Source organism: Luteibacter sp. dw_328, from assembly GCF_018449605.1.
In the GTDB taxonomy this organism is placed as follows: domain Bacteria; phylum Pseudomonadota; class Gammaproteobacteria; order Xanthomonadales; family Rhodanobacteraceae; genus Luteibacter.
The window spans coordinates 173,834-195,578 of record NZ_JAAVUW010000004.1 but is presented as its reverse complement, the minus strand read 5'-3'; the positions used below and the strand labels follow the sequence as shown (position 1 = coordinate 195,578).

The 21,745-nt window shown below is 63.3% G+C and carries 9 protein-coding genes; 6 read left to right on the top strand and 3 right to left on the bottom strand.

Annotated elements, in window-relative coordinates:
- Positions 1-19 precede the first annotated feature (19 nt).
- From HB634_RS11175 to HB634_RS11165, 3 genes are all read left to right on the top strand, one after another.
- Complete coding sequence (locus HB634_RS11175; RefSeq protein ID WP_213948637.1) at positions 20-10,357, top strand: neuraminidase-like domain-containing protein; 10,338 nt, start codon at positions 20-22, stop codon at positions 10,355-10,357.
- Positions 10,358-10,472: 115 nt separating this feature from the next.
- The gene (locus HB634_RS11170) at positions 10,473-11,654 is read left to right on the top strand and encodes a flagellar hook-length control protein FliK (RefSeq protein WP_063574152.1); all 1,182 of its coding nucleotides are present in this window, start codon (positions 10,473-10,475) and stop codon (positions 11,652-11,654) included.
- A complete protein-coding gene (locus HB634_RS11165) occupies positions 11,651-11,914 on the top strand; it encodes a flagellar biosynthesis protein (RefSeq protein ID WP_213948636.1) in 264 nt (87 codons plus the stop codon). The genes HB634_RS11170 and HB634_RS11165 overlap by 4 nt, the downstream gene beginning before the upstream one ends.
- 141 nt (positions 11,915-12,055) lie before the next feature.
- Here HB634_RS11165 and murD read toward each other — a convergent pair whose 3' ends face one another.
- From murD to HB634_RS11150, 3 genes are read right to left on the bottom strand one after another with little or no spacing between them, the layout of a single operon-like run.
- The gene (murD, locus tag HB634_RS11160; RefSeq protein ID WP_213948635.1) at positions 12,056-13,408 is read right to left on the bottom strand and encodes a UDP-N-acetylmuramoyl-L-alanine--D-glutamate ligase; all 1,353 of its coding nucleotides are present in this window, start codon (positions 13,406-13,408) and stop codon (positions 12,056-12,058) included.
- Complete coding sequence (gene murL, locus HB634_RS11155) at positions 13,395-14,759, bottom strand: UDP-N-acetyl-alpha-D-muramoyl-L-alanyl-L-glutamate epimerase (protein ID WP_345777486.1); 1,365 nt, start codon at positions 14,757-14,759, stop codon at positions 13,395-13,397. Before murL ends, murD begins: the two co-directional genes overlap by 14 nt.
- Positions 14,756-17,368: a bifunctional aspartate kinase/diaminopimelate decarboxylase gene (locus tag HB634_RS11150; protein WP_345777485.1), complete on the bottom strand. Its 2,613-nt coding sequence runs from the start codon at positions 17,366-17,368 to the stop codon at positions 14,756-14,758. The genes murL and HB634_RS11150 overlap by 4 nt, the downstream gene beginning before the upstream one ends.
- A gap of 189 nt (positions 17,369-17,557) precedes the next feature.
- On the opposite strand from HB634_RS11150, the gene HB634_RS11145 reads away from it, so the two are divergent.
- The 3 genes from HB634_RS11145 to HB634_RS11135 are packed head-to-tail and all read left to right on the top strand — an operon-like array spanning position 17,558 to position 21,737.
- Positions 17,558-18,871, top strand: a complete 1,314-nt coding sequence (locus tag HB634_RS11145; RefSeq protein WP_213948634.1) for an amino acid permease — start codon at positions 17,558-17,560, stop codon at positions 18,869-18,871.
- 47 nt (positions 18,872-18,918) lie between these two features.
- On the top strand, positions 18,919-19,464 hold the full coding sequence (locus tag HB634_RS11140; RefSeq protein ID WP_213948633.1) for a (2Fe-2S)-binding protein: 546 nt from the start codon (positions 18,919-18,921) through the stop codon (positions 19,462-19,464).
- Positions 19,461-21,737, top strand: coding sequence for a molybdopterin cofactor-binding domain-containing protein (locus tag HB634_RS11135; RefSeq protein WP_213948632.1), 2,277 nt, complete (start codon positions 19,461-19,463; stop codon positions 21,735-21,737). Before HB634_RS11140 ends, HB634_RS11135 begins: the two co-directional genes overlap by 4 nt.
- Positions 21,738-21,745 lie beyond the last annotated feature (8 nt).

Here is a 21,745-nt window from a genome sequence, read left to right as displayed (position 1 = left end):
CACAGTCAAGGAAGACAACATGTCTGATCAAACGATCATGGCTCCGAAGCCGGAGCGCGAACCGCCGATCAACCTCGGCAACGCGGCCAATTACATGGGCCTGTTCGGCTGGCCCAAGACCGTCCAGCCAGGATCCCTGAACGACAATACGGCGCCGTTCGCCTACGCCAACGACCTCTACGAACTCGCCACGACGCTCGAAGCCGGTGCCGATACGTCCCGCGCCCAGCTGCTCGCCCAGCGTCGTTCGGACATTGGCAGCATGCCGATGGACGAGCGCTCACTGAAAAAGACGTTTCCCGCGCTGCGATTTGCCATCGATCGCCTGGAGGAGACGATCCGCAAGAGCGCGTCGCCACCCCAACCTTCCCTGCGCGAAGCCATTGCGCGCGCAGCGTATCCAGCCTCCCTACCCTTCCATTTTGCCTGGGCGAAGGTCAAGGCCGTTCTCAAACAGCGCAAGCTATCCATCTGGGACGTCGTGCGCAGGTCCGACGCCGATTTCCCCAACTTCACCTTCGGCAACGTCACCTCGACCTCGCTGCGCTGCGCAATGACGTTGAGCAGCGGCTTCTCGCCGGACATGCAAGCCCTGCTCGTAGCGCCCCTCTCGAACAACGACGATGTCACGACGGCGCTTCTTCCGACCTCCCCGTCCTATCCCGACACTCCTGATGAGGAGCCGACGCCCGCCATCGCTCACCTGGGTGTCGCCGACACGTTTCGTCAGAGGTTGGGGCTTAGTCGCAAAGAGCTGCGCCAGTTGCTCGGGGTGTACCAGCCCGGCAAGGCACGCGACGACGGCACCGTGGATCGTCAGGCTGGCGTCAAGCGCAGCAGCTTCGTGACGACCAAGGAGCCTCCCGTCACGGGTACCGATTTCGGGGCGGCTTTCATCAACCATGGTGGCGAAGCACTCTATCTGCGCTACACGGACGATGACGAGAACAAGCCGATCCGCATCGAGGGTCTCGCGAACGAACATGTCGATCGGATCCTGCGCGTGCTTCGTCTGCACCATGCCACGAAGCTCTCGTTCTCGGACATCGATGTCCTGGTGACGACGGCGTCGCGCGCCGAAGTCCGCGCCGAAGGAGACGATAAGCAGCTCAAGCTGACCGCCACCACGCTGCGCGCGTTCGGCCTCTTCCAGCACCTTCGCGAGAAGTACGCAGTCACCGCCGAACAGTTCGCCACGTTCATCGGCAATATGCCGGTGTCAGCATGCGGAAGGGAGCGGCCCTTCTACGACACCCTGTTCAATCCCTCCGACATCGACCCGAGCGACGATTCCGAATCGGTCTTCACGATCGACGACACCCCCTTCGATCCCGCGGGCAAGACCGAGGCCGACGCTCTCGCCGTTCGCCAGCTCAGCCAGGCGCTGAGGGCCGATGAATCCATGGTTCGCTGGGCGCTCGAGCGTGTCGATGAGACACAGAAAAAACCCGGCCTCACACGCAGCCTGCCGGTGGTCTCGGCGTGCTATCGCTTGATCGTACTTCCACGCCTGCTCGGCCTGAAGTCGCAAGAAGCGGTGGTTCTTCTCACGGCATTGAACCGAGAAAATCCCAAGATTTTCGAACAGCTCGCCGGCCAGCCCACACTGGACGCGAACGCGACCCCCGTCGGCGACGCATTATCGGACCTCAGCACGGAGACCTTCATTGCTGACGGTTCGGGCCTGGGTTCCTTTCTCAACGAACTGGAACAAAACGTACGCGAGGACGCTTTTCAGGCGCACGCTGACGCCCTCTATACGCACACGGATGCGCTCGACGTTATCGCCCTCGTCATGAACGCTGCGGAATGGGCGGCGAAGCACCGTCGTAGAGCCGACGTCTTGTGCCTTCCCCTGCTCATCCCTACGCCGACACGACCTGATGCGCGGCGAATCGACGCGATGAGCCGAGCAGCCACCACGCTCGCCGGCCGCAAAGAAAAAGGAAACGACGACGACATTGTCAGCGCGATGATTCAGTACGGCCTCCAACTGAAGGATCCTGCACTTGCACCGCATTTGCTCACGTGGAGCGGCCACACTCTGGAACAGCAGGTCGAAAGACTACGGGCGCTCAGCACGTCGCCGAAGACCATCGCGGCACCGGACGGATCTCTGAACGTCGCCGCATGCCTCGGGCCGGACGACTTCCGCCTGTGGACGGATCTCGAACGGCACGCTGCGGTCGCACAACTCTTCGGCCTCAGTGCCGTGGCGCTCGCCGCCATGATCGACGATCCGGCGATCTTCAACCTCAGTAGCGAAGACGGCGACAGCATTAGGCTGCTCGACTTCACGACCCTCTACCAGATCAGCCGCTACCGCGACTGGCTGGCGAGCTTGCCGGCGGATAGCGGGGAAGACCGCGCCATCGACTATTTCCGTCAGGTGCGCGAGAACCGATCCCTCACCTCGGCACAGACCACGGACATGCTCGCCCGAGTCACCGGGTGGCCAAAGAGCGACATCCAGACGATTGCGCGTCGAATCGAAAGTAAGACCGTACCGAACACACTGGAAGATCTCCGCGACATCGACCTCGCCATGCGTTTGCGTGAGCTGGCACTCACCACCGGTCTATCCATCGATGCCTTGTACGACCTCAACGCCCTGAAGTCATCGACCCAATACGCCGCCTTCGAAACAGCGGCGACGGCGTTCAGCGCGGCATGCTCCGAGGAGGATGCCGCGACCGTGGAAGGCATCCACGGCGAAGGATGGCGAGACGCCCTCGTCGCCTGGATGCTGCATAGCTGGGTTCCGAACCAACCTGGACTAGGTCACATCAACGACGCCGAAGCCCTGTCGGATCACCTCCTGACCGACGTAATGATTGGACCCGAACCGGTCACCTCCTGGGTGGCCTCGACGATGGCCAGCCTGCAGACGTATATCCATCGGATGCTGACGGGGCTGGAACCGGGCCATGATGCCAACGAGGCAATCACCGACGCGCTGCGCGACACATGGAACGAATCGCAAAGCCAGTACGGCCGTTGGCGGCTACTGCGCCAACTGAAGAACTACCCCGAAAACCGCATCGATCCCACGCGTCGACGCCGGGCGACGAAAGCCTTTTCCGATCTCCAGAGCCTCCTCGCCCAGGGTAAATTCAGCGGCGACGACATCGAAGCGGCGATCCTCACCTACATGACCACGGTCGAGGCCAACTGCAACACTCAACCCATCAGCGCCTACCACGATGGCGTCGATCCCTTGAAAGACACCTACCACTTCATCGGCAAGTCCAACGTATCGCCTCCCCAATACTATTGGTGCACACTGGACATGTCGCTGCGCGATGCCAACGACGCCGCGAGCATGCTGGGCTTCACCCCTTGGGAAGAGATTTCCGTTCCCCTGAACGGCGTCATCGCCACCACACCGCTGCCGCCAGCGGCGACCAAGAACGTTCCCGAGGAACTACGCCCAAACGTCGACACCATCCGCCCTGTCGTCATCGACGGCAGGCGATACGTGGTGTGGGTTGAGCGCGATACAACCGGCATACCCATGGGCAAGGACCAGAAAGTCAGCCCGTTCGTTGCGACTCGTGCCTGCTACTGCTACCAGCAACTGGACGGACTGTGGAGCCCGTCCAACGTGCTCATCAATCTGGATGGGCGGGATGAGAACGGTAATTTCAGGGACAACACCCCTGCGCCCGATCAGGAAGCACCCCTGGATCTAGACAAAGCGGCGTTATCGGCCAAGGGCAACGCTTTCCTGAAGACCCAGAAATTTGCGCCCGGCCTGGTCGTCATGGTCAATGCGAAAGGGCATCGCCAGAAAGACCCTTGGCTGACCGTCGTTCTGTTCCAGGCGAACAACTGGTGGAGCTCATCGGTCGCATGGGAACTGAACAAAGGCTACTTCATCGCATCGCGGGACCTGCTCCTTCTCGAAGAAAAGCAGCTGGACAGCAATATTGCCAAGAAGCCTATCGAGACGGCCTTGGTCACCGAATGGCATACGTTGTTCAAAGACCCGCGCGTCGTGCAGCATCAGTACATCGGCAAGCTCATGGTCCTCGACGAGCAACGACCCAAAAAGGCGCTCTATGCGATCAGTAACGCGGAGGCGGCAAGTCGGCAGGGGCTTCGCTGCCACCTCACGCAGGACAAACTGGGGACTGGATTGCTCGAAGCCACGCTACCGGAGGACAAAGACTTCATCGAGCTGACCGCGGGCTTCGATGGCGTATGGCAAGACTATGGCGAGGCTTCGACTAGCGCGGCCTCGACGGGGGGCGAGGAGACGATACTCACTTTCGAAGGGGTCTATCCCAAAGTCGCTCGCAACGACGGCGCGACTTGTCACATCACGGTGAAAGCCGACCTGAGCAACGCCAAGAGCGATAAACAGACGGCGCCCCTCGATATCACCTTCAAGTGGAACACTGCCGATGGCGGCCCTCCTGCTGACATCATAGGCGTCGCAATGAGGCTTAGCCTGAGAACTGGCGAAGGCAATTTCGTCACCAACACTATCCATCCTTCGTCCATTGATAAAATGAGAATTAATAAGGGCGATATCAAAGGTATCGTTGCTATCGCGCTATGTTTCTTAAAAATTTTCTCAGATAATGAAGGCGCACTTCGTTCGAACTTCGACACATTTCTTTTGCGCTCGACCCTTCCTATTTCGCGAAAGCTCACCGCAACACTTGCAGACGAAACGAAGAAAGTGCTCTGCAAATTATCGGCAACGACAACGGTCGCCCGTGAGTCCAAAGATCACGCGTTAACTGCAGTAACTTTTGACATAACCGCCGAGTATCCAGACGAGTCCTGCAAAAAAGAGTGCGGCAGGATGGAATTCGTGTACGTTGTTGACAGTGCGCTTATAAACGACGGTGTACGCGCCAGACCAGCAGAAGAAGTGATCTTCGATTTAAAGACAGACGACGCGTCCATTACACATACCGCATCGATTTCTCCCGATGTGGATCTGAGTACGGCGAAACTAAGCATCCAACGCAATGAAGGCATGTCGATCGATTTTTTCACAGATTGTGATCCACAGACCTCGACTTTCCAGGCCTCAGGGCAGCCAACTTCCGAGGCACTGACTGCGGAAGCAAAGTTCGGCCGGGCACGCCTGGTTTTGCGAGGCGGCATGGACAAGGCGAGCGCGCGAAAGATCAAGTTGTCTGCGGAAGACGAGCGCGTCCTCGCCAGGCATTGCCTCGCAGGGCTGCCCAAATTCGCGGCAGATAGTCCTGAGGACTTCGCGACGTTCCGTTCTCGTATCGCCGTCGATCCATACGTTAGCGATGAGGTGCTTCATCCGCCTCCGGCTGTCAGTCACTACGCTGTGGATCATAGCTATTTTTTTTCCCAGCGCGTTCCTGTCTATTTCAAGGTCGACAATTCGAAGAATGCCGTTGCCAGTCGGCGAATCGTCTACGAGGCGAGGATCTTCCCACGGACCGACCTGACGATACCTGCCGACATCAATGTCGAGCATGTCATCCGACTCAAGCGCGAATTCCCGGATACCTATAACCGATTCATGGCCTCCACCACGCTTGAGGACAACGTCTTGGCGGAGATGGTAGTCACACTTAATGGCGACGATATGTCGCGCGCTGTAAGTGTGCAGTATCCAGTGAACCTGGATGTCACGGAATACACGTTCGAGCTCGATGTCTACGCCGAGGACGATACCGAGGCCCTCGGCACGATTATCCGAACCTTCAAATTGAAGGACAAGGAAGCGGCGCGCCGGGCAAAGAAAGACGGCGAGTCCGATGCGGACAGTGAATCGGATGCGGACGACGCCATTCCAAGCACGAAACTCATTCAGAACATTCACCAGGTCCACTACTTGGACATGTCGGAAGTCAATGCGAAGGCCCGCGTCGGCGCTCGCAAACTTCCCGTCGACGCCATTCGTCTCAATACGCTGCTCGGCATGCGTTTTGCGGCGCTTGCCACCCAGTCGAGCCATCGGCTTATCGACTGGGATACCCAGAACCTCATCGAACCTCGCCTACAACCGGGCGATAAACCCGACCGCCTCGACTTCGGCGGCGCCAACGGCCTGTACTTCTGGGAACTTTTCTTTCATGTCCCCATGCTGGTTGCCTGGCAGCTTCGCAGCACGCGCCATTTTCGTGAAGCGTTCCAATGGTGCACGCGCCACCTGTTCGATCCCTACGACAGCGCGGGGGACCTGACAGCATCACGGCCTCCGTTCTGGCGGGACCGCCCACTGGCAGACCTGCGCCCTGCCCTTGCCGTGAACGAGAAGTTGCTGACGCAGGATGTGGACGAACTGGCCTACGCCGACCCCGAGCGCTACCGCAAGGCCGCCTTCATGTTCCTGATAGATTCCTGGCGGCAGGAGGGCGACGACTTCTACCGGCAACTCACGCGCGACGACGTCAACGAAGCGACCCATTGCTACCGCAAGGCCCTTCGCCTCATCGGTCCCTTGCCCGAGCAGTTGACCGTACCGCCAGCCGCCCTGCCCACGCTTTCGAGCGCCCGCAGGTCGGACTTCCTCCCGCCAGTCAACGTGGCGCTGACGGATGCGCGCGACCTGCTAAAGAACCGGCTGTTCAATTTACGGCACGGGCTGACGATCGACGGCAAACGGATGGACCTTGCTCTCTACGACGAAGCCGACGACTTCGACGCGCTCGGCAACGGGCGCACAGGCATGCTTTCGGGCTCCAGGCGTGAGGCGCCAACCGACGTCCCGCCCTATCGATTCAAGCACGTCCTGCCGATTGCCAAGGAGGCTGTCGCGCAGCTGATCGACATGGGTCGACAGGTATTCCATAACTACGAGGAAGAATACAACGCGGGACTTGGCGTGCTGCAGCAAGCCAATCTGATCAAGCTCTCCGACTTCACACTCAAACTGAATATGGAGGCGCTGGCGGGCGCACGTGCCGAGCGCGAGACGTTGTTAGCCAGCAAGCGTGTGATCGAGCATCGGCGGGCCTACCATGTGGAGCTATACGATACGGGCCGCAACGCGGCTGAAATTTATGCGTCCATCATAGCGGCCACCGTACCCGGGCTAAAGGGCGGCGAGGCCGTCGCGGAGTTAGCCAAAGCTGCGATTAAAGTCATTCCCCGTATATTCGGCACCTCTAACGGCAATGCCGAGCCTTCCGCCTTCGCAGCAAGTGCTGAGAAGGTCCTGGAGTTAGCATCGGACACCATGGCTTTCATCAGCGACGAGCTTCGCTGGCAGGCCGAGTTCGACCGAGAGATGGCCAGCTGGATACACGAAGCTGCTTTGGCCACCGACGAAATCGCCGTCATCGATCGGCAGCTGGCGAAGCAGGATATCGAGATTCGTGCGGCAACCATCACGGTCGCTAACGAGAAAGCCAGGCAGGCGGTCATGCGAGAGGAATACACCTTCATGACTACGGGGTTTGCGATCGGCCCCACCTACATCTGGATGATCGCGCGTCTCTCCGACATCTATGCCGCGGCTTACGACGCGGTCATGTCGCTCTGCCTGGCCGCGCAGGACGGTTGGCAGTATGAAACCGGTCAGTTCTCCCGACGCTTCATCAAACCCGGTGCGTGGATGGACAACTGGAGGGGCATGCTCGCCGGCGACGCCTTGCAGCGTGATCTTCTCGAGATGGAAGCGGCTTACCTGCGCGGGCGGCAGCGGCGCATGCATATCCGCAAATCCGTGTCGCTTGTCGACATCATGAAGATCAAGTCAGCCACGCTGGGTTCGAAAATAGAGCGCGATGGCGAGATTACGTTCCAACTGCCCTCCGCACTCTACGACGCCGATTTCCCCGGCCACTACCTGCGCCAGATCGTCAACGTATCGGTGTCGTTCAAGTTCGCCACCTCCAATGAGGTGCGGAGTATCGCAGCCGTGCTGACACAGACCCGAAACGATCTTCTCTTCGAGCCGGATATCGAAGGAGCAAAGCAGCTTTACGGCGACAGTGAGGCGAAGAGCAACTCGGTCAAGGGCAACCTGCGCCATCAACAGAGGGTCGCCGTATCCACAACCAAGCCGATTGTGGATATCGACGGCTACAGTGGCCTCTTCAGCCTGCTGTTCGGTGATGACCGCTACCTCCCCTTCGAGGGCACGGGCGCCATCTCGAACTGGACCCTCTCCTTCCCGGGTGATCGGGAAGAACTCCTGGGCATTCTGAAGCGTGACGACACCTGGCTATTGGAAGATATCCTTCTTACGGTGGATTACACCGCAGATGATGGCGGCACTGATTTTGCCGACGCGGTGCGAGCGCTTCGGAAGTCGGACGCGGAGCCCCTAGCCGTTCTCGGCCTCGGGAGCGACGAACCACGCCCGCTGACGTTCGCCGCGCCGCGTGTCATCGTCGGTAAGATCGGCATCTACGTCGCCATCGCGCCGCAACCCCGCCTGCCGGGAAACAGCGCTGTGATCGTCAGCTACAAGATGGCCGATGGAAGCATCGTCGATATGCCGGCACAGTCATGGAACGGGAAAGGGGTCAATATTCCCATCGAGCCGGCGATGATCGCCAGTCACGCCGGCGAATCGCTTGAGGTCTCCTACAAGGTCTTCGGCGAGGAACCGACCACATCGCCCTCGACGCCCGTCAAGTTACCGACAGCTGCACAGTTGCTGATATCCAGCTACCCGAGACCCTGCGTAACGCCGGATCTGGTAAAGAACGCCCTGGACCGACGCGATGCTCCGGACGGCGCCATCATTACCGTCAAACCGTGGGCGTATATCCAGAAGGGACAAGCCATCTGGATGCGCTGCCAGGGAACGAAGGCTGATGACAGCCGGGAAGAGCTCACCCTTCGCACGCCGCCCGAGGTCATCACCGAACAAGAGGTCAAGGACGGCGTGCGCGTCACGATACCGCTCAGCGACCTCGACAAACTCGGCGACTTCGCACAGTTACGAATCGTCCTGAAGGTTGGCCTTTCCGGAAGCGACAATGAAGCCGACGCGGAAACCTTCCCTGGGTTGACGTTCGACCTTCCGCGATGCGCCACGCTGCGTGTGCGGATGGAAGAGGTGTCCGAATGGATATCCTATCCCGATCCGTTGTTGTCTTGTGACTACGCCTATGTCGCGACGTCTGCCAAGGAAGGACCCACGTCCCTCTCGTTGAACGGGACCGCGGAATACCTCAACGTCCAGGTCGTGGACGCCAACGGAAAGAAGCAGACCCTCCGTTGTCGCCTAGGTCGCCGTGTGTTTATAGGCAATGGGTTCGGTGAGGATACCGCTTGGGACCGACCCTCGGAGGTGACTGACCGTGACCACCTGAGCTCCACCACACTGCGCGCTGTCGTCAGGGCCGAACACAACCGAAAGCTTCCGTTCGGAACGTATCAAGGACACGCCACCGTCCAGCTGATGGGCTGGCAGGTGCCGAGGGTGCGGGAGTCGATTCGGCTTGAGGTGGATGCTACGCACGCGGCTCCGGACACTCCGCTGGCTCCGACGCCGAAACCCGCACCATCTCCGGTTCCAACCCCAAAACCGGCTGTGGCACCGAAGCCCGCTCCCGTTGCCGACCCAAAGCCACCACCGTCTGGCAGCACCGCAAACATCGCGAACCTTCCTCGCCCGGTGCTTGCCGAGGTCCTCGCGCGCAATGCGCTCGACTGCCGGGACATAAAGAACGGCGGCAAACTTACCGTAGCGGCGTGGCCCACTATCCAGGAAGGTCAGCGCATCTGGTTACGCTGCCAGGGAACGAAGCAGAATGGTTCCAAAAATGACCTGGACCTGTTTCCTTCGCCAAGAACCGTCACGAAGGATGAAGTCAGTGCGGGACTGAGCGTTACGCTTCCTTACGTCTACCTCAACGGACTCGGCACCAAGACCGAATTGCGGATCGTGCTCAAAGTTGCCCTGCATGGCGGCGACGATGAAGCATCTGCCGTGGAGTTCCCAACGCTTTCGCTCGACATCCCACGGATCACGGCTCAATTTGTAGATGGGAAGAAGCCCGTTCTCCATATATCGCCAGCCACACCAGGAATCGGCTCCCGTCCGGGTTACCTCGCGATCTCCAACGATGAAGGTCCAACATCGTTGGCCGCCTCCCCTCCAGCGCCTACCCTGCTCAGCACGACGGTCGTCGATGACAATGGCCGCAAATACTCCCTCAAGCTCAGAGGAACACTGACCTGGGCAGGCGAAGCGGCCTTCGGCATAAACCATTCCGCCGTTACCAAAGGTGGAGCAGCCGACAACTCAGGCGAAAGTGTTCTATGCATTGAATACCTCGCCTTGGACAATCCCGATCTTCCTCAGGGGAGGTACTACACGGGGCACCTGGTCCTCCAGGAAGTAGGACCGACGGAAAAGGTGGTGCAGTCGCTACTCGTCGAGATCGGCATCAAGCAATGACCGGTCCAGCGTGAGGCCATCGGCCGCCCCCTAAAGTTCTTACGGGTGCGGCCGATTCCCTAAGCACAGGAGCGCGCCCAGCCGGACTCGCCCAGGCCCTCGGGAGGACCTGCCCTTGATCATCCAGCCGACCAGTATCGCTGCCCAGCTTTGGGCGGGCGCGGCAGCGGGCACCACCGCTGCGGCGGATACCTGGCGCGTGGGTACCCTGCTTACGGCCCGAATCATGGGCCAGACCGACATCGGCAAGCTCCTCCTCGACATTGGCGGCCTGACGGTCGAGGCCGACGCGGCCGGGACCTCCCTGCCCCAACAATTCCTGGTCAAGGTATTGACCCAGGGCACCCAGCCCCAGCTGGAAGTGCTGCCCGGCAAGGTGGATGAGCAAGTCGCCATGCAGGGCCTGCGCGAGCGGCTGCCCCTGCAGAACGGGTACGCCCAGCTGCTGGGCGTCCTTTCCGCCCTGGCCAGCCGGCCGATCGCCCGGACCCTTCCTGCGCCCCTCCGCGCCGCCCTGGCCACGCTCGAGGCAGCGATCAGCAATCCGGACGACGTCAGCACACCGCTCGGCATGAAGGAAGCCATCGCCAAGAGCGGTGCCTTCCTCGAAGCGCATCTTGCCGAACCGAAAGAAGAGACCCCGGCCGCCGACGACTTCAAGGCCGCCTTGCTCGCCCTTCGTCGCACCCTCGCCGACCTTCCCGCCACGCGCGCCGCTGTCCGTCCCGGCGACGGCTCGGTGCCTGCGCGCCCGCTCAACGACACACCGCCGCCGCTGGCGCAGCGTGCTTTGTTCCCCCAGCCACGCGCCACGGGACTGGCCGAGCTTCAGGTGACCGAAGAGAATGTGGACGAACTGGTCACCCAGTTGCGTGGCGACGTGCGCGCGGCGATCTCCCGCGTCGAGATCGGCCAACTGGAATCCCAGCCGCAGTCGGGCCTTTGGATGATCGAAATTCCGCTGGCGGGTGTACGCGGCTACGACGTGCTGCAACTGCGCATTGAAGAAGGCAAGCCGAGCGTGTCCGAGCCCGACGGCATGTGGACCGTGGGCTTCGCCATCGACCCGCCGACGCTCGGCGCCGTACAGGGTGAAATCCAGCTCCGCGTGCCGCGCGTTTCGGTGCGCCTGTGGGCCCAGCACGGCGAGACCGTGTCGCGCCTGGAAACCGAATTCATGTCGTTGCGCCGGCAGCTGGAAAAGAGCGGCCTGCAGCTCGATCATTTTGCGTGCATGCACGGCCTTCCCGTCCCGACCAGCGCGTACAGCGCGGTCCTGCTCGAAGCACGCGCATGACCCAGTCCCTTCCGTCACCCCGACGCAGCGTGACGCTTCGTCTGGCCTCACCCACCAGCAACGGCAGCAACCAGCGGATCGACGCCGCGGGCGTGAAATCGATGCTGGAGCGCGCGCAGGCCCTTGGCCTGGCACCGCAGCTGGATCCGCAGATTGCGACGTTGCTCGCAGCCGTCCGGTTGCGTGAGGATGTGCCGCCGGAGCTGTATGCGGCGCTGGCGGCTGTGGTGGGAACGTTGTTGAGTGCCACGCGGGACTGATCGTTACGACCTGCTGTTGTCGCTTGGATCTGTCGTGATCGCTGGCACCCATCGCCGATGAATCGGCTCCTACAAAAAACCTGCGGCGATAACAAAGTCTCGCTATGCACCGAGATATATTGGGGCGCGCTCGACAAGCAATCAGCCGGCGCCGAGACCAAGAATATGCGCCGCTTCGGTGTCAAAGCCGGCCAGCTCGGCAAAGCGCTTGCCGCGCTCCGCGTAATCACGAAACTGATCGAAGCTCGGCGCACCGGGCGAGAGCACAACAACACCATCACCGCGTAGAGCATCACGGGCAGCCCCTACGGCAGCGGCGAGATCAAGCGCGCGATAGACGTTGGGCACGCCTGCTGCCTCGAGTGCATCGGCGATACGCGGCCCATTGCGCCCCTGGCAGACGATCGCCTCGGGCGCGTGCACGCGCATCGCTTCGACGAACGGTGTCCAGTCGAGTCCACGGTCGTGACCACCAACGATCAACGCCGCACGCACGGTGCCGACGGTTTCCAACGCAGCGAGGCTCGCAAGTGGCGTCGTACTTATCGAATCGTTGATCCAGTCGAGGCCGTCGCGCTTGCCAAGAGGCTGCAGGCGATGCGGCAGGGGAACAAAACTCGACAAGGCGGGTGCAGCCGCACGAGCGTCCAGCCCCACGATCTCGAGGGCAGCCAGGGCCGCGCAGGCGTTGATCGCATTGTGCAGCCCGGGCGCCGACACGCGATCGGCACGAATGACGTCTTCCGTGCCGCGACGAATCCAGCCGTCGGCAACGTGCCAATGTGCCGTGTCGCCGAAGGTATGCCGTGCAGGATGATCGGCCGCTCGGGCCAGCAACGCAGGCTGCATCGCATTGACCAGCACCGTCGCCGACGAAGCCAGCAGCTTGAGCTTGTCGTCGATATAGCGCTCGCGCGAGCCGTGCCAGTCCAGATGTTCTTCGTACAGGCTGGTCACGACACCGAGGCTCACGCCCGATGCTTCGCCCGTCTGAAAGCTCGACAACTCGATGACCCACAGATCTGCCGTTTCGTCGTCCAGCTCGAGCAAGGGGAGACCGATGTTACCGACGAGCGCCGTACGTACACCAAGGGAGCGAGCGAGATGGGCGATCAACGCCGAGGTCGTGCTCTTGCCCTTGGTGCCCGTGACAGCGATGGTGTTCGCATTGGGGTGCCCGGCGAACCACAGCGCGGTACCGGAAGTGAACCGCGTGCCGCGTGTTTGAGCGTCGAGCAGCTCCGGCTTGTACGCCGAGATTCCCGGCGACTTGATCACGACCTCGTAGCCGGCGAGCGCGTCGGCATCTGGCGCGGCATCGCGAACGACCACCGACGGAAAAGCGCCACGCGCCGCATCGACTTCATCGGCGGCGCAGTACAAATCGACGGACTGACCCGGCAGATGCCGCGCCAGCGCATTCAACGCAGCACGGCCTTCACGGCCAAAACCCCAGACGGCGACGCGTCGTCCGGCGAGATCAGCCCAACGCATCCAGCGCTCCGATCAGACGCTGCGGCACCAGATGCGACGCCCCTGGCTTCAACCACGGCTCGAGCGCGAGCTCCTCGTTGTACAGCTGCGGCAGGATTTCACGGCGGAAACGCGCGACGAGCGCGTCTTCACGCCACTCCGGACGCTCGGCAAGCGAGGCGAGCGCGGCGCGGGCTTCCGCACCCTCGCCCACGCACTCGAAGGGCTTGTGATCCTTGTATTCCAGGAGCGCATCGAACGCGCCGGCGAGCGCGTCGTCATCGAGCAGGTTGCGCCCGAAGATCGAGACAAGCCGCGGCTTGGCCATGAACGGCGCAAGTGCGAGGAAAACGAAATGGCATTTCGGGCACTGCCCACACCAACGATCCGCCGGCTTCGGGCCGAGGATGCGGAAATTGCGATTGCAGCTGGAGAACACGTCGAAGTACGCGCCACCAAGACGGGCGAACGCGCTGGTCACAGCCAGCTCCGACCAGGGGCGCAGCAGCGAGCAATAGTCGAGGTCGGCAGCGACATGCGTATGGATGTAGTCGTGCAGGGTCTTCTCGAAACCGAAGCCCTTGCTCCACTGGTGGTTCACTTCCTGGCCCTCGTATTCGAGGGTCGCCACGGACGCCGAGCGCTCGTTCGCGAACACCACCGAGTCGTAGCCGTAAAGCACCGCGGCGACGGTGAGGATCACCGAGTTGATCGCGGTGACGGGTATGTGGCCATTCCACGCACCGAGGCGATTGAGCTCGAACAGGCCCGGCGCGAGTTCGCGCGAGATGTTCAGCGTCGACAGTCCCGTGCGCGCGGCGCATTCGGCGATGAGCGGCGAGTTGCCCACCCAGGTTGCCGTCGCATCGGCGCCGATGGATTTCACCGCTTCGACGGCGACCACCGAATCCTTGCCGCCGCCGATCGGCAGCAGCGAACGATGCGGCAAGCCAATCGCCGGCGCGCGCACGGTCACCTTGTCCTCGAATGGAAAAGCGATACGCGAGCGCAGGTCGAGCCGATTGCGATAGGCGAACTCGGCGAGGCCGTGAAGGTACAGCGCGTCGAGCATCGAGGCGCTGTCTTCGTCGAGCGATTCGCCTTCGACGACGATCGTGCCTGGAATACCTGCCTTGTAGTAGCTGACACCCGCAACGAGATGGAGCAGGCGAAGAGCCGCGGCGAACGCAGCCTCACGTTCCGCCGGCACCACAGGGGCACCGGGGAAGGTCACACGCTCGATCAGTTCCGGGCCGTCATCGAAGGCATAGACGAGCTCGGCCACACCATCGGAAAACGCGTGGCGAACGAAGCGGAAGCGCTCGCTTTCGCGCGGATCGATGGGCACATCCTTATTGGTCACATCGGTCACGGCAGGAGCACCTCGTCGGCTTCGTCACGCAGGTTGTAGCGGGAGGCCATCGCGGCACCGTAGGCACCGCCCTGCGCCACGAGGATCACATCATCCTCCTTCGACTCGGGCAGACGCCTGTCCGAACCGAGGATATCGCCTGATTCGCAAATGGGTCCGACCACCTGATACATCGTGGTGGCGGCTTCACCGTAGCGGCTCAGGTTGGTGATTTCGTGCCAGGCGTCGTACAGCGCCGGACGGATGAGGCTGTTCATGCCGGTATCCAGGCCGAGGTAGCGCATGCCTGCGCCCTTCTCCTTCTCCTGGGTGACCCTGGCCAGCAACACGCCGGCATCCGCGACGAGGTAGCGACCAGGCTCCATCCACAATTCGAACTGCGGGTAGGCCTGGCGCACCGAAGTCAGGACGCGGTCGAGCGCTGCCATATCGAGCGCCGTCTCGCCGGGGTGCGAGGGCACACCGAGACCGCCGCCGATGTTGAGCACGCGGATGGTCCCGATGCGCTCGGCCAGCGAGGCGAGCTGCGAATAGACCTCGCCCCAGTGAGCGGCGTCGAGGATGCCCGAACCCAGGTGCGCGTGCAGTCCGATCACCCGTGCACCGGCCGCGTCGGCCAGGCGCAGGAAGCGGTCCAGATGCTCGATGGGAACGCCGAACTTGCTGCCGGTGCCGCCGGTTTTCACCTTGTCGTGGTGGCCGAGGCCACGACCCAGATCCACGCGCAGCATGATGTCGCGGCCGGCGAACATCTCGCCCCAGTGCTCGATGGGATGCAGGGCGTCGATCGTGATCGTCGCCCGCGTCTTCAGCGCGACTTCGAAATCACGGCGCGCGGCGAAGTTGGGCGTGAACAGCAGCGGCACGTTATCTGGCACCGCGGCCGACACCGCCGCGAGTTCACCGGGCGACACACATTCGAAGGCGAAGCCTTCCTCGGCCAATACCTTGAGGATGCCCGGGTGCGTGTTCGCCTTCACCGCGTAGTGCGCGCGATCCACGGCGCGGAGCGATTTCACGCGACGCGCTTGCGCACGCACGGTCGGCAGGTGATAGACGTAGCGCGGCGTGCGTTCTTCGGCGAGCTGCACGAGTTTCGTGCGCTCGCCCTGCCACCAGGCAGCGGCCGGGAGCACCGGATCGCCGGCGCCGTAAAGCGTCTGCCAGGACGGACCGAACACCATGCTGTCGTCCGTGCGCAGGGCACCCGCACCGATCAGCAATTCGTGCAACCGCGGCAGCATGTCGTCGACGACGTCTTCGTCGACAACGAAGGTGATGTTGAGGTTGTTCGACGATTGGGAAATCAGGTGGACGCGCAACTGGCCGAACTCGGCGAGCACACCGGACAGCTTGTGCAACATAGAACGCATGCCGCGGCCGACCAGGGTGATCGCCGCACAGGGGGCGATGACCTTCACCCGGCACACGCGCGCCAGGTCCGCCGCCAACGCGGCGATCGCGTCGGAGTCGAGCAGGTTTTCGGTGGGATCCAGCGACACGGTGACGTTGGTCTCGGCCGAACCGATGAGGTCGACCGACAGGCCATGGCGCTTGAACGCGTCGAACACATCGGCGAGGAAGCCGACCTGCTGCCACATGCCGACCGATTCCATCGACACCAGGGTGATGCCCTTGCGCGCGCTGATCGCCTTGATGCTCGGCGCGTGCTCGCGCACCTCGGGACCGATCGACGTGCCTTCGAGTTCGGGCCGGTTGGTGTCCTTGATCAGCAACGGCACGCGGGGTTCGCGCAGCGGCGACAGGCAGCGCGGATGCAGCACCTTCGCGCCCGTGGAGGCGATTTCCTGGGCCTCTTCGTAATCGAGACGCTGGAGCAGCCGGGCTCCGGCCACCTGGCGGGGATTAGCACTGAACATGCCCGCCACGTCGGTCCAGATTTCCACGCGCAAGGCGGCCAGCAGGGCACCGAAGTACGCGGCCGAGGTGTCCGAGCCGCCGCGACCGAGCAGAACGGTGCGGCCAGCGTCATCCCGGGCGATGAAACCCTGGGTGATGAAGACCTCGCCACGCGCCGCCAGGGCAGCGGACAGGACCGGGTCGTGATGGGGTTCGACCATCGCCGAGAGCAGGCGCGTGCGCTCGTTCTGGTTCGGCAGGGCGATCGAGTGCAGGCACTCGCGGGCATCCAGCCAGGCGGTCGGCAAGCCGTTCGCGCTGAGGAAAGCCGCACCCAGCGCACTGGACATCAGCTCGCCATGCGCCTGCACGCGTGCCTGCCAGGCCAGCTCACCCAACTCCGCCGCGCCCGCTTCCGCCAGGCCGGCAAGGTCCGCCAGGCGTGCGCCGAGGGTATCCGGCAGCGCCAGCGACATCTCCGCGAGCAGGTCATGGTGGCGATCGGCCAGGGCGGCGGCCGCGTCCGAGCGGCGTTTCGAATCCGTGTGCGTGCAAAGCTGTTTCAGGCCATCGGTGATACCGGACAGGGCCGAGACCACGATCAGCACGCGCGCACCTTCGGCGCGGCGGCTGGCGGCCAGCTCGAGGATATTGCGCCAGCGTGCGGCGGTGGCCACGGAGGTGCCGCCGAACTTCATGACGATCCAGGGCGCGTTGGCAGGCAACGGCGCGTTTGCGTTTTCGCTCACGGGATTCTTTGCAGTGAAAATCCCCCGAAGTGTTGCGCTGCAACGAAAAAAAGGCAATGTGGGGGGCTGACATGGCATGATTGTGAGAGCCGGCTATGCCGGCGATGGCCTTTGCGGCTAGACCGCTCCGTTGGCTTTTCGCCGCTGAAGCGGCTCCTACATTTCATATACGAAGGCCGCCGCTCCTCTATGGAAAATCCCGGATACGCCCGTCGCCTGACCCTCATGGACGCCGCGCTCATCGTCGTCGGCGGCATCATCGGCGGCGGCATCTTCCTTAATCCGGGCATCGTCGCGCAGCGCACCGCCTCGGGCTGGGTCTTGCTCAGCCTGTGGGTGGCTGGCGGCCTGCTCACCCTGATCGGCTGCCTTTGCTACGCCGAACTCGGGGCGCGTCGCCCCGAAGCGGGTGGCAGCTATGTCTACCTGCGTGAGGCGTTCGGCAGGCTCGCCGGATTCTTGTTCGGCTGGACGATGCTGCTGGTGATCTACAGCGGCAGTGCCGCCGCCGTGGCCACCATCTTCGGTAGCTATGCGACCTCCGTCTTCGGCCTCTCCCCTGGCCTGGTCAAGCCACTCGCGGCAGGCGCCCTGGTCTTCGTCACCGGCATCAACCTGTTCGGCATCCGCTTCGGCGCCCAGGTACAGAACGTCTTCGCAATCCTCAAGCTGGCCGCCATCGCCGTGCTCGTCGTCACCGGGCTGGCCTTCGCCGGAGTCGGCACGACGCAGGCACTGGCCACCAGTCCTACCGCGGTCACCGGCTCGCTGGCCGGCGCCCTGCTGCCCGTGCTGTTCGCCTTCTCCGGCTTCAGCTATCTCAACAACCTCGCTGGCGAAGTGCGCGATCCGCAGCGCACCCTTCCCCGCGCCCTGGTCGTCGGCATGGTCGTGGTGATCGCCGCCTACGTGCTGGTGAATTACGCGTACCTTGCCGTCCTCGGCCACGACGGGCTGGCCAACAGCAACGCGCCCGCCGCCGACGTGATGAGCCGCGTGTTCGGCGCGCCGGGTGCGAAGCTGATCGCCATCGGCATCGCCATTTCCACCCTCGGCTTTTGCAACATCACCCTGGTCGCCGGTGCGCGCGTGCTGCAGGTGATGGGGCAGGACGGGCTGTTCTTCTCCAGCGTGGCACGCCTGCACCCGCGCTACCGCACCCCGAACATCGCGCTCATGATGCTTTCGGCGTGGGCGATCGTGTTGGTCCTGCTGGCCAATTACGGCCAATTGCTGGACTTCGCCACGTTCGGTGACTGGGCGGCGTATGCCGTCACCATTGCCACGCTGTTCTGGTACCGCCGACGCAGCAGCGAACGCCCGGTTTTTGCCACACCTGCCTATCCACTGCTACCCCTTCTGTTCCTCGTCGCGGTCATCGGTGTGGTCGTGGCTTACAGCCTGGACAAGCCGCTCAGCGCGGGTGTGGTCTGTCTCGTCGTCCTCGCCGGCCTGCCCGTATACGCCGTGTGGCGACGTCTGTTCAGTAAAGTGACTCGCTGAACAAGGGCACCGATGCCACAATGGCCCGGTTCAGCTGAGGAAAGCAGATGGCACAGCAAGGCCCGACGTCCCCCGTACCCGTCCCCAACAAGGATGCCAATCAACCGGCACCCAAGCCCGTACGTGAAGGCATCGACCTCATCGTCAACGACAAGCGCTATCGCCACACGGGCGAGGCGGGCATGCCCCTGCTCTGGTACCTGCGCGACGTGCTTCGCCTTACCGGCGCCAAATACGGCTGCGACCAGGGCGACTGCGGTTTCTGCACGGTGATCGTCGACGGCAAGGCCATCGCCGCCTGCCAGACGAAAATGGAAAAAATGAGCGGCAAGCGCGTGACCACGGTCGAAGGCCTGGCCGGCGCTGACGGCAAGCTGCACCCGGTGCAGCAGGCCTGGATCGACGAAGACGCCATCATGTGTGGCTTCTGCCAGCCCGGCCAGATCATGGCCGCGGTGGACCTGCTCTCCCGCCAGAAGAATCCGTCGGACGCGGACATCGACAAGATCGGCAACCTCTGCCGGTGCGGCAGCTATGGCCGGATTCGCAAGGCGATCAAGCGCGCCGCGGGTACGATGAAGGACAAGGCATGAGCGGCGAAGTCCGTCTTTCCCGCCGCCGCTTCCTGAGGTATGCCGCCGGCACCGCGGGTGCGCTGGTCATCGGCATCGGCAGCGCCGAAGCGCTCGATCGCCCCACACCGGTTGCCCTCCTCGGCGATGCCTGGAGCCAGGTCGGCCCGTACCTGCGCGTGGCCGCGGACGGCCGTATCTTCATTGGCGTACGCGACCCGGACAACGGGGAAGGCACGTCGACATCGCTGGCGCGGATCATCGCCGAAGAAATGAGCGCCGACTGGAGCCTCGTCGTCGTCGAGCCGCTCGGGCTCGGGGTAGAACAGGGTAACGGCGAGCCGCGTTTCACCTACGGTCGCCAGCGTAGCGGCGACGCCACCAGTATTCCCGCCGCCTGGGCCGACCTGCGTCAGGCCGGCGCATTGGCACGGTGGCTGTTGCTGCAGGCCGCCGCACGGCGCCTCGGCGTGCCCGCCGACCAACTTCGCGGCGAGAACGGCATGGCCGTTGCTGCGGACGGTCGCACCATTTCCTACGCCGATCTCGCCGCGGCCGCCGCCGGCATCGACGCGCCCACGACCCTGCCGCCGCTCAAACAGCCCGAACGCTACACGCTGATCGGCCAGCCGGCGGGCGACGTAGACGCCAAGGCCGTGGTCACGGGCTCGCTGCGTTACGCGCTGGACGACAGCGTCGGCAATCCCGTGATCGCCGTGATCGCCCGGTGCCCCTACCCCGGTGGCACGCTCGACACGGCGGACCGCGATGCGGCAAAGGCCATCAACGGCGTCTATGCCGTCATCGACATCACGCCCGAACAGGGGCAAACGCAAGGTATGACCGCGCAGGCGCCGGCGCTGGCCGTGCTGGCCCAGGACACCTGGTCGGCACTCGCCGGCCGCGCCGCGCTCAAGGCGACCTGGAAGGCCGGCGACGCCCCGGAACCCTCTGCTTCCGTGCTGGAACAGAAGGCGCTGGATCTCTTCGGCGACGACGCCGGCACGCCCACCATCGTGCGCGAAGACGGCGACATCGCCAGCGCACGCAAGAAAGCGGCGCGGGCTCTCGAGGCGACGTATTTTCAGCCGTGGGTGGCGCATGCGACGGCGGAAACGCCTAACTGTGTCGTTCGCCTCGATCCGGACACCAGCGTGACCGTGATCGCCGCGACCCAGTCGCCGCGCCAGGTTTACACGGTGGTGCAGCGGATGACCGGTTTCCGCCCGGACCAGATCGACATCCAGGTCCCGCGCGGCGGCGGCGGTTTCGGTCGCCGGCTCGAGCAGGATTACATCGCCGAGGCGATGGCCATCGCCCTCGCCAAAAAAGACGATGCGATCCGCAATCGCCCGCTGAAGGTCCTCTGGACCCGCGATGACGACCTCGCTCGCGACTATTACCGGCCGATGGCCGTGCATCGCCTCAATGCCTCGCTCGACAAGGGCAAGAAAGTCATCGGATGGCACCAGCGCATGGCCAGCCCGTCCGCCCTCGTCGGCCGGGCCACGCCCGACAATCGCCTGTGGCAGTCGGAACTGGTCGCCGACGCCCTGCCGGCCGGCCTGGTGCCGAACTTCCGCAGCGACTGGTATCCGCTCGATTCGAAGCTTGCACGAGGCGAATGGCGCGGCTCACCGCACGTGACGCCCACCTTCGCCTCGGAAAGTTTCATCGACGAACTGGCCCACGCGGTCAAGGCCAATCCGCTCGATTTCCGCCTCGCCATGCTCGGCGACGCCCGCCAGTTGCCGTATAGCGGCCGCGGCGGTCCGATCGACACCGCGCGCCTGGCCAACGTGCTCAAGCTGGCGGCCGACAAGATCGACTGGAGCCGCTGGCTGCGCAGCGAAAACGGCCTGGGCATCGCGTGTGCCTACGTTTTCGGCGCCTACGTGGCACACGCGATTGAAGTGGCTCCCACGGCCGACGGCATCGACATCCACCGCGTGGTCTGCGTGGCCGATGTCGGCCGCGCCATCAATCCCCTCGGTCTCGAAGCGCAGTTGCAGGGCGCGACGATGGATGCGCTTTCCACCGCCCTGAACCTCGCCATCACGGTCAAGGACGGTAAGGTGCAGCAGACCGGCTTCCACGACTACCCGATCGCCACCACGCAACCGCTGCCCTACGAGATCGAGACGGTCATCGTGCCGTCAACGGCGGAGCCCACCGGCGCCAGCGTGATCGGCGTACCCTCGGCGGCACCGGCGCTGGCAAATGCGGTGTTTCGAGCCACGGCCGTGCGCGTGCGTCGCCTGCCGCTTCTTCGCGAATTTGCCCGCCTGCGCTGATCCATCGC

What these genes read in the sequence shown, in the direction of transcription:
- HB634_RS11145 (WP_213948634.1), top strand. Translation starts at nt 17,558, where the DNA reads ATGGAAAATCCCGGATACGCCCGTCGCCTGACCCTCATGGACGCCGCG.
- HB634_RS11175 (WP_213948637.1), top strand. Translation starts at nt 20, where the DNA reads ATGTCTGATCAAACGATCATGGCTCCGAAGCCGGAGCGCGAACCGCCG.
- HB634_RS11165 (WP_213948636.1), top strand. Translation starts at nt 11,651, where the DNA reads ATGACCCAGTCCCTTCCGTCACCCCGACGCAGCGTGACGCTTCGTCTG.
- HB634_RS11135 (WP_213948632.1), top strand. Translation starts at nt 19,461, where the DNA reads ATGAGCGGCGAAGTCCGTCTTTCCCGCCGCCGCTTCCTGAGGTATGCC.
- murD (WP_213948635.1), bottom strand. Translation starts at nt 13,408, where the DNA reads ATGCGTTGGGCTGATCTCGCCGGACGACGCGTCGCCGTCTGGGGTTTT.
- HB634_RS11140 (WP_213948633.1), top strand. Translation starts at nt 18,919, where the DNA reads ATGGCACAGCAAGGCCCGACGTCCCCCGTACCCGTCCCCAACAAGGAT.